Raw genomic sequence first — 9,294 nt, 5'->3', positions numbered from 1 at the left:
GACCTCCCAGTCGGAGCAGCAGCGCTACATCCTCTCCGAGGAGGACGTGCGCGGCTTGGACGACAGGAAGCAGTTCCTGTTCGTGAACAACACCAAGCCGATCCTCGCCGACAAGATTCGCTACTACGAGGAGCCGTTCTTCACGGCGCGGACGGGGGACTACTTCAACGGCGTGCCCGCGGCCTATGAGCAGCGCCCAGAGGCCGCCGACCTGCCCGGGCGGGCCTCGATCGACTGGAAGGGTGTGCGAGCCGTGGTGGCGGCTCCTGAGAGCTTTGCGGGCGTCTCGCCGCCCCGACCTCGCTCCGACGCCGGCAAGGGCGCTGCGGACGCGCCTGAGGGGCGCCTGACCGAGGACTACCTGGCGCCGCAGCCGATCGCGGCCCTGCGGCCCGGCGATGACGACGGGAGCCTGTAGTGGACCCTTCGCCCCAATCCAACCCAAGTCTGTGGAGAGCGCCATGTCGCAGCACCATCCTGTCGTAACCGACCGCAAGGTCGCGGCGCTGCGCCAGGCGATGGGCCCGGTCATCGCCGGCGCCCTTGCCGAGCGACTGGTCGTCGAGGTGATGGTCAATCCCGATGGCAAGATCTGGGTCGACCGGATCGGGGAGGGGCGGTCCTGGACCGGAGAGCACCTTGCCGCGGCCGACGCCGACCGCATCCTGCGCCTGCTGGCCGATCACGCCGGCGAGGTGGTCACCCGTGATCACCCGAGGGTCAGCGCGACCTTGCCGCTGACCGGGGAGCGCTTTCAGGGGGCCTTTATGCCCGTGGTCTCCAGTCCCGCCTTCGCGATCCGCAAACGGCCGGAGGTCATCTTCACGCTGGAAGACTATGTGGCCGGCGGGATGATGCGGCCTGACCAAGCCGAGGTGATCCGCGCCGCGGCCATCGCGCGCGAAAACCTGCTGATCGTCGGGGGCACGGGATCGGGCAAGACCACGCTGGCCAACGCCATCCTGGCGGAGCCGGCCTTCGCCGCCGACCGCGTAGTGCTGATCGAGGACACCGCCGAACTGCAATGCTCGGCCGAAGACCAGATTCAGATGCTGACCAAGCGCACGGAGCCACCGGTGACCATGACCGACCTGGTGCGCGACACGCTGCGGCTGCGGCCGGACCGCATCGTGATCGGCGAGGTCCGTGATGGTTCGGCGCTGGATTTGCTGAAGGCTTGGAATACTGGCCATCCCGGCGGCCTGGCCACCTTGCACGCCAATAGCGCCGCCGAAGGCCTCAGCCGCCTGGAGGATCTGATTGGGGAGGTGACGCAGACTATTCCGCATCGCGCCATCGGTCAGGCGATCGATCTGGTGATCCACATCAGCCGAACGCCGACGGGACGGCAGGTCTCAGAAATCCTACGGGTGAGTGGCTGGGGGGAGGGAGGCTATGACGTTCGCGCGGCCTAGGTGTCGTTTCCGAGCATGTTGCTCGCACGCGGCCAGTCCAGGCCGCTGGTGTGGTCGACAGCGAGGAACTGGCTGGCGCTCATGGCAAGCTGTCGGTGTTTCTGGCCGGTCTATTCGCCTGCGCTGGCGACGGTTAAGTCCGAATCGCTTCCCGCGCCTCCCGCCGTTGGGCCTTAGTGTTTCGTGGGCGAGGCGGCGACCACGGCATGGCGCCGACGGCCGGTCGCGCCCACCGCGATCAGCCGCAGGACCGCTGCCTCCACGCGGTCGCGAAGACGGCGCTGGAGATCGAGCTTGGGGTCCGCGAGAGGGGCTTCGGCGCGGCCTGCGTCCAGCGCCCACTCCACGCGCCGCAACGGACGGAACCCGGACGGAATCGCCAAGCCCGGTTCCACGAGCACCAAGGTGTCGATCGCGCCAGGCTCGAAGCCCGCCACGGATTTCGAGACATGGCGGGTGATTTCGATCCCGATTTCGGCCATGACCTGAACCGCCCAGGGGCACACCCCGGTCGGCGTCAGTCCACCGCTCTCGACCTGTATGCCGAGCGGGCCAAGCAGCAGCACGGCGAAGGCCTCGGCCATCTGGCTGAGCGCGTCGTTGCACTGACCGAGAAACAAGATCTGTCTTCGACGGGAGATCGGGGACGGCATGAATGATGCTTGCGAAGCGAACGACTGGCGGCGAATCGTCATGGCTTCAGGCGGCCAAGCCGCCCACGCGCTGGATATTGCATCGGGTCCAGAGCGTTTCGAGTGCGCAGGCCAAATCTTCGATCATGCTGTCGGTATGATTTGGCGACGGCGTGAACCGCAGCCGTTCGGTCCCGCGCGGCACGGTCGGATAGTTGACCGGCTGGACGTAGATCCCGTGCTCGCAGAGCAGGATGTCGGAGATCAGTTTGCAGTGGCCAGCGTCGCCCACGAGCACGGGCACGATATGGCTGGCGGACGGCATGACCGGCAAACCAACGCGCAGCAGCCTGTCTCGAAGGGTCGCGGCGCGCGCCTGGTGGGCGCGGCGGATGTCGGGACGATCTTTCAGAAACCGGATCGAGGCCGTGGCGCCCGCGGCGAGAGCAGGCGGCGTCGAAGTGGTGAAGATGAACCCGTCGGCGTAGCTGCGGATTGCGTCCACGATCAACGCGTCGGCGGCGATGTAGCCACCCATGACGCCGAAGGCCTTCCCGAGGGTGCCTTCGATGATGTCGATGTCCGCCATGACGCCGTCGCGCTCAGCGATCCCGCCACCCCGAGCGCCATACATGCCGACAGCGTGAACCTCATCGAGATAGGTCATTGCGCCGTAGCGTTTGGCGAGCGCCACCGTCCCCGGCAGGTCGGCGATATCGCCGTCCATTGAGTAGACGCTCTCAAGGGCAATCAGCTTGGGAAGCCCGGAGGCCGACCTGGCCAGCAATGCCTCCAGATGGCTGAGGTCGTTGTGCCGGAACACGTGTCGCTCACCGGCACCGGCGCGGATGCCGGCGATCATCGAGTTGTGGTTCAGGGCGTCGGAGAACACGACGAGGCCAGGCAGGATCTTGTAGAGAGCCGACAGGGACGCCTGGTTGGAAACATAGCCAGAGGTGAACAAGAGCGCCGCCTCCTTCTGGTGAAGGTCGGCCAGCTCGGTCTCGAGTTGCACATGGTAGCGGGTCGTCCCGGAGATGTTGCGGGTGCCGCCCGAGCCCGCGCCGGCGGCGTCCAAGGCCGCCTTCATTGCCGCGATGACCAGGGGGTTCTCCCCCTGGCCGAGATAATCGTTGGAGCACCAGACCACGACGTCGCGGCTCGCGCCGTCTGGTCGACGCCAGGTCGCCATGGGAAACGCCCCTCGATGGCGCTTTAGGTCGGCGAAAACCCGATAGCGGCCTTCGACGACCAATTGATCGAGGGCTGCGCGGACTTGGGATTTATAGGGCATATGACATAGATCCGTACGAAGGTTAGGACGTCCGCATCACCCGCCGAATATCTCTGGCATGATGTGTTAAGCATCACTAAGCACAATTGACATATCTTGCGCAATGTCTAGTGTGTGATCCAAGGGAGAGCGGGCGAAGATCCGGGCTTCGGGGAGGAAGCGCTCCCGGCTGCGACCCGTCGCGGGCAACCGCGACGGGTCGCAGCTTGTCTGGGCCGCTGATCAGATTGGGCTCCAAATCGTCCAGCATGGCCTACTCAGACTTCTGCGGCGGGGCGACCTCGGCCCATGGCATTTCGCTGGAGGTCCGCTGCGATGCGCTCTGTTTAGCTACGGATCTCGACTTCAATCTGCGAAGATCAACTTCAGTGGCGAGCTGTCGGCCTTTGCCAACCTCGGGGTAGGCAGGCCCCCCCGGATCCAAGCATCGTTTGCAGCGCGAACCGAAACGGCCCGGCGCCTACAAGGGGCGGGCGACTTTCTGTGTCGATGGCGGCTGGGCGCTGCGATGTGCGGCGAAGACCCTTAGCGCTGCACGGTTCTCCAAGAGCGCGAAGGCCGTCACTGCGATGCTGACTGCCCCGAGGAACAGCCACAAGAGTAACCATCCCTTGTTGCTCAGGAGGCGGTTGAGCCCCCGCCGCCGCCCGCGCCCGCGCTGAAATCGACGCTCGGCCATGGCCTATAGCGCCGCCGCGCGCACAGCGCCGAAGGCGGCGAGGGTCGCCATGGTGATGATGCGCGTGGGCGAATCTCCCAGGCCGCAGACCTGGACGGACCGCGACAGGCCGACCAGGATCGGCCCAACAACTGCCACCTCGCCCAAGGCTTGCACCAACTTCGTGGAGATGGCGGCGGAGTGGATGGCGGGCATGATCAGCACATTGGCCGGTTCGCGGAGCCTCTGGAACGGGTAGTTCTCCCAGAGCGACGGGTCGAGCGCCACGTCCGGGGGCATCTCACCCTCATACTCGAAATCGACGCCGCGCCCGTCCATCAGTTCGACCGCGTCGCGCACACGGCGGGGCTGGTCGGCGAGCGGATGGCCGAAGGTCGAGTAGGACAGGAAGGCGACGCGCGGTGTGTGCCCCAGGCGGCGCACGGCGTCTGCGGCCGCGCAGGCGATCTCCACTAAGTCCTGAGAGGTTGGCAACTCGCAGACCGAGGTGTCCGCAACGAAGATGGTGCGCCCGCGGGCAAGCAGGGCGGAAAGCCCAATAACCCGGTCGCCTGGCTCGGGATCGATCACCCTCGAAACCTCTTCAACACACTGGTCGAAGGCGCGGGTGACGCCGGTGACCATGGCGTCGGCGTCGCCCAGGGCTAGCATCGAGCCCGCGAAGGTATTGCGATCTTGGTTGATCAGGCGCTGCACATCACGCTTCAAGTAGCCGTCACGCTGCAGGCGGCCATAGAGGTGGTCGACGTAGGCTCGGTTGCGATGCGACAGGCGGGCGTTGACGATCTCGACGCTGAACTCATCAGGGTCGAGGCCGATTTCGAGCACGTTTGCGCGAATCTGCTCTTCGCGCCCGACCAGCACCGGGATTCCGAGACCTTGGTTCCCGAAGGCGTAGGCGGCGCGGATGACCGCGGGCTCCTCCCCCTCGGTGAACACGACGCGCTGTTGCGGCCCCGAGCGCACGGCGTCGGTGATAGTCTGAAGGAAGCCGGCGGAGGGTTCGAGGCGGCGGCGCAACTGGGCGCGATAGGCGTCCATGTCGGCGATGGGCTTGCGCGCAACGCCGGTCCGCATGGCCGCCTCGGCGATGAACGGCGGCACATACCAGATCAGCCGGGGGTCGAACGGGGAGGGGATGATGTAGTCACGGCCGAACTTCAGCTTGCGGCCCTGATAGGCGATCGCGACCTCGTCGGGGACGTCCTCGCGGGCCAGCATGGCCAGGGCCCGCGCCGCGGCCACCTTCATCTCGTGATTGATCGAGCGGGCCTGCACGTCGAGGGCGCCGCGGAAGATGTACGGGAAGCCGAGGATGTTGTTGACCTGGTTTGGGTAGTCCGAGCGGCCGGTGGCGACGATCGCGTCCTGGCGGACCTCCAGCACTTCCTCTGGAGTTATCTCGGGGTCGGGGTTGGCCATCGCGAAGATCACCGGGTTGGGGGCCATGCTCGCCACCATGGCCTGGGTGAGGACGCCTTTGGCCGAAACCCCGATGAAGACATCGGCCCCGACCAGAGCCTCCGCGAGGGTCCGGTGCGCGGTTTCGGTGGCGTGAACCGACTTCCACTGATCCATGCCGACGGTGCGCCCGCGATAGACCACTCCGTCAATGTCCACGAGGGTGGTATTCTCTGGCCGTACCCCGAGCGCCTTCATCAGCGTGATCGAGCCCAGCCCGGCGGCGCCCGCGCCGCAGAGCACCAGGCGCACGTCCTCGATCCGGCGGCCGGTGACTTCGCAGGCGTTGATCAGGCCGGCCGAGCAGATGATCGCCGTGCCATGCTGGTCATCATGGAAGACCGGCACGTCGAGCAGGTCCTGCAGCTCGGCTTCAATCCGGAAGCAGTCGGGGCTGGAGATGTCTTCAAGATTGACGCCGCCGAAGGTCGCGCCGATGTGGCGGACGACCTCGATGAAGGCGTCGGCGTCGGCGGTGGCCACCTCGATGTCGAACGAATCCAGATCCGCGAACCGCTTGAACAGAACCGACTTGCCTTCCATCACCGGCTTGGAGGCGAGCGATCCAAGGTTGCCAAGGCCCAGGATGGCGGTGCCGTTGGAGATGACCCCAACGAGGTTACCCTTCGAGGTGTAGTCATAGGCCGCGTCCGGATTCTCGGCGATCTTGCGGACGGGCGCGGCGACCCCCGGCGAGTAGGCGAGGCTGAGGTCGCGCTGGGTCGCCATTGGCTTGGTGGCGGCGATCGCGATCTTGCCAGGCTGCGGGTAACGATGAAAATCGAGCGCTTCCTTGTCTGCGCGCGCGCGGCGTTCCTGAATTGTCATGGCGCGGTCCTCTCGGTGCGGTGTGGCTTGGCAAGCGCCCACAGCACGCCGACAACCGCGCCCTTGACGACGGGCAGCAGGGTCAAGGCAAGCACGGTGAGAGCCGGCATCAGGATCGCGAGCACAAGCCCGACCGGCCAGGTCCAGATAAAGCGAAAGATCAGCAGAGGGCCGATCACAAAGTGGCCCAGGATCAAGATCGTGAAATAGGGCGGTGCGTCGTCGGCGGGGTATTGGCCGTTGTCATGGCTGCAGACCGGACAGACCGGCTGGACCTTGAGGTAGGCGCGAAAGAGCTTTCCGCGACCGCAGTTAGGACAGCGACCCGCCGCCCCGCGCCTGAGGCCGACAAGCACCGGGCGAGCGCCATCAGCTCCGTCCGCGATGGGTTGGGTCGCGCTCACGGGTGGTGCAGGGAAAAAAGAAGTCGGTCGCCGCCAGGAAAGGGTTCGCGCAGGGCCACAGAGTCGAGCCCGACGCTCGCGCGGACACGACGAAAGACGTCCCAGTCGGGTCCCAGGCACAGGGCGCTGGCGACGTGAACGACCGTAATGGCGGGGGGACGCAAGAGGGTGACGATGTCTTTCCAGAACGGCGCCGCGAGGTAGGCCGCCGGCGTGGCCGCAGAGTCCTGGAAATCGATCAGCACAGCGTCGAAAGACAGGGGGGTGGCCGTGGCCACATAGTCCGCCGCATCAGCGATGATCACGGGCAGATTGGGCGGCGCCCGGAAAAACAGGCGTCCCAGGCCCTCGGCGCAGGCATCGCTGTCGACGGACACGACGTCGATGCCGTTCTTGTAAAGCAGGCTTGAGGCGGCGCCCCCGCCGTGACCAAGCACCAGGACCCGTCGAACGCCCTCCTGCTTCAAAAGCTTCACGGCCTTGGCGACGAACGGCGACAGGTTGTGGCCTTTGCCGTCGACTTCGGTCTGGACGATCCCGGCTTTGCGGTAGCAGACGACGCTGGTGGCCTGATCCAGCGTGACGCTCACCTCGCCGCGGGGCGTCTGGGTGCGATGCAGGCAGATCATGCCGGCGCCTGGATCGCGGCGCGGGCGTCCTCAAAGTTGGCGACGAAGGCGATCTTTGCCAGGACGCCCGCCGCGATGGAGCGGTTCAGATTCGTCCGGACGCCTTCGCGCACGCCACAGAGGGTCACGCTGGCCTGGTCGTCAGCCGCCCGCTTCAGGAACGACGCCAGCGCCGCAGCTCCAGTGGGGTCGATCAGCGGCACGTCCTCAAAGCGTAGGATGTAGCGCTTGCTGCGCGCCCCGATCTGATCGAGCGCATCCTTCAGAACGCTGGTGCTGCCGAAGAACAGTGGGCCTCTGAAGGTGATCACCGAGGTGTCGTGGGGCAGTCCCTCATAAGGCTGGTAGGCCAGCTCACCCTTGCGGGCAAAATCATCTTGGTCCTCATCGATCAGCGGCGCGCCGCCGTTTTGGACGCTGGAGAGCTGGCTCATGCGGTGCATGAAGACGAATGCGGCCAGCACCATGCCAACCTCTATCGCCAGCGTCAGATCGACGACCACGGTCAGGCCGAAGGTCAGCAGCAGCACGGCGCGATCGCCGTTCGCGGCCCCCAGCAGCGTTTTGAAGCGGTGCAGCTCAGCCATGTTGAGGGCGACGACGACCAGGATCGCCGCTAGAGCCGCCAGGGGTACGAACTTGGCCAGCGGCGCCAGAACCAGCATGAACAGCAGCAGGAAGGCTGCGTGCAGCATGCCCGCCAAGGGCGACCTGGCCCCTGACCGAATGCTCGTGGCCGTGCGGGCGATCGCGCCGGTTGCCGGCAGGCCGCCGACGGCGGCGGAGGCGATATTGGCGATGCCTTGGGCGACGAGCTCGATATTGGAGCGATGCCGTCGTCCCGTCATCTGGTCGGCGACAACTGCGGAAAGCAAGGATTCCACGCCGGCCAACAGGGCGATGGTGAACGCGCTCGGCAGGACGTCGCGGACCTTGGACCAAGACCAGAAGGCGAAACTGGGCAGAGGAATGCTCGATGGGACCCCGCCAAATTTCGAGCCGATAGTTTCGACCGGCATGACCAGGAAGAAAGCGGCAGCCGAGGCGGCGATTGTCACCACCAGGAAGCCGGGCGCCTTGGGGAGATAGCGCCGCAAAAGCATGATGGCGGCAAAGCAGCTAACCGCCATCGCCAGCGTAGGCAGGCTCAGGGTGGCCCGAGCGGCCCAAAGAGCCTGCAGCTTCGGGATGAAGTCGGCTGGGACGTGGTCGGCGTGGAGACCAAATATGTCCTTCAACTGGCTGGCCAGGATGATGGTGGCGATGCCCGTGGTGAAGCCGGTGGTCACGGGGTCGGGGATATACTTAATCAGAGTGCCGACGCGCAGAAGTCCGGCGGCGACCAAGATGACCCCGGCGATCGTAGTGGCGATCAGCAGACCGTCGTAGCCGTGCTTGGCGATGACCCCGTAGACGACAACGACAAAGGCACCTGTGGGTCCGCCAATCTGGAACCGGCTACCGCCAAAAAGCGAAATGGCAAAGCCCGCGACAACTGCGGTGATCAAGCCTTGGGCCGGCGTCGCCCCGCTGGCGATCGCCAGCGCCATCGCCAAGGGCATGGCGACGATCGCCACTGTGAGCCCAGCGATCACGTCGCCGCGGAAGTCGCCCAACCCATAGCCCTGCCGAAGGACCGTGACGGACTTGGGGATGAACAGTTTCCAGTCACGCCACATCGGCCGTCACCCTGCGTCCGCTGCGCTGAAGGAGCCGGACCCCGAAGCCCAAGCCGGCGCTGGGCGCGCCGTCCGCGATGAGCTCGACGCCGCCGGCGGCGAAGGCCTCAAGAACGCGCTCAAGACTATCGACGACCGCGCGCACCGAGCCTGGGGAGGTCTCCATCCGTTGGATGGTCGGCAGGGACAACCCGGCGAGCCTGGCCAGTTCGCGCTGGTCGAGCCCCAGTAGAGCGCGCGCCGCGCGCATTTGGGCGCCCACGATCACGTCAG

General features: G+C 66.0%; 9 protein-coding genes. 2 read left to right on the top strand and 7 right to left on the bottom strand.

Going from position 1 to position 9,294, the window contains the following annotated elements; all coding sequences use genetic code 11:
- Both ACESMY_RS19705 and trbB read left to right on the top strand, forming a co-directional pair.
- Positions 1–418, top strand: a 418-nt coding sequence (locus tag ACESMY_RS19705; RefSeq protein WP_372786325.1) for a type IV secretory system conjugative DNA transfer family protein, incomplete at its 5' end; no start/stop codon positions are given.
- A gap of 43 nt (positions 419–461) precedes the next feature.
- Positions 462–1,415 (top strand): P-type conjugative transfer ATPase TrbB, encoded by a 954-nt coding sequence (gene trbB, locus ACESMY_RS19700; RefSeq protein ID WP_372786324.1) that lies wholly within the window; start codon positions 462–464, stop codon positions 1,413–1,415.
- 173 nt (positions 1,416–1,588) lie between these two features.
- Here the strand turns inward: trbB and ACESMY_RS19695 are convergent, their stop codons facing one another.
- From ACESMY_RS19695 to ACESMY_RS19665, 7 genes are all read right to left on the bottom strand, one after another.
- Positions 1,589–2,068, bottom strand: a complete 480-nt coding sequence (locus ACESMY_RS19695; RefSeq protein WP_372786323.1) for a hypothetical protein — start codon at positions 2,066–2,068, stop codon at positions 1,589–1,591.
- Positions 2,069–2,114: 46 nt separating this feature from the next.
- The gene (gene hemA, locus ACESMY_RS19690; RefSeq protein WP_372786322.1) at positions 2,115–3,341 is read right to left on the bottom strand and encodes a 5-aminolevulinate synthase; all 1,227 of its coding nucleotides are present in this window, start codon (positions 3,339–3,341) and stop codon (positions 2,115–2,117) included.
- Between the two features lie 682 nt (positions 3,342–4,023).
- Positions 4,024–6,309 (bottom strand): NADP-dependent malic enzyme, encoded by a 2,286-nt coding sequence (locus tag ACESMY_RS19685; protein ID WP_372786321.1) that lies wholly within the window; start codon positions 6,307–6,309, stop codon positions 4,024–4,026.
- Entirely contained in the window at positions 6,306–6,665 is a 360-nt protein-coding gene (locus ACESMY_RS19680; protein WP_372786320.1) for a DUF983 domain-containing protein, read from the bottom strand. Before ACESMY_RS19680 ends, ACESMY_RS19685 begins: the two co-directional genes overlap by 4 nt.
- A 44-nt stretch (positions 6,666–6,709) precedes the next feature.
- Positions 6,710–7,342, bottom strand: a complete 633-nt coding sequence (locus ACESMY_RS19675) for a hypothetical protein (RefSeq protein ID WP_372786319.1) — start codon at positions 7,340–7,342, stop codon at positions 6,710–6,712.
- Positions 7,339–9,021: a SulP family inorganic anion transporter gene (locus ACESMY_RS19670; protein WP_372786318.1), complete on the bottom strand. Its 1,683-nt coding sequence runs from the start codon at positions 9,019–9,021 to the stop codon at positions 7,339–7,341. The genes ACESMY_RS19675 and ACESMY_RS19670 overlap by 4 nt, the downstream gene beginning before the upstream one ends.
- Entirely contained in the window at positions 9,011–9,271 is a 261-nt protein-coding gene (locus ACESMY_RS19665) for a helix-turn-helix domain-containing protein (protein ID WP_372786317.1), read from the bottom strand. The genes ACESMY_RS19670 and ACESMY_RS19665 overlap by 11 nt, the downstream gene beginning before the upstream one ends.
- Positions 9,272–9,294 lie beyond the last annotated feature (23 nt).

This window comes from Phenylobacterium sp. (assembly GCF_041691455.1).
Lineage (GTDB): Bacteria > Pseudomonadota > Alphaproteobacteria > Caulobacterales > Caulobacteraceae > Phenylobacterium.
This window is presented reverse-complemented; position numbering and strand designations above follow the sequence as displayed.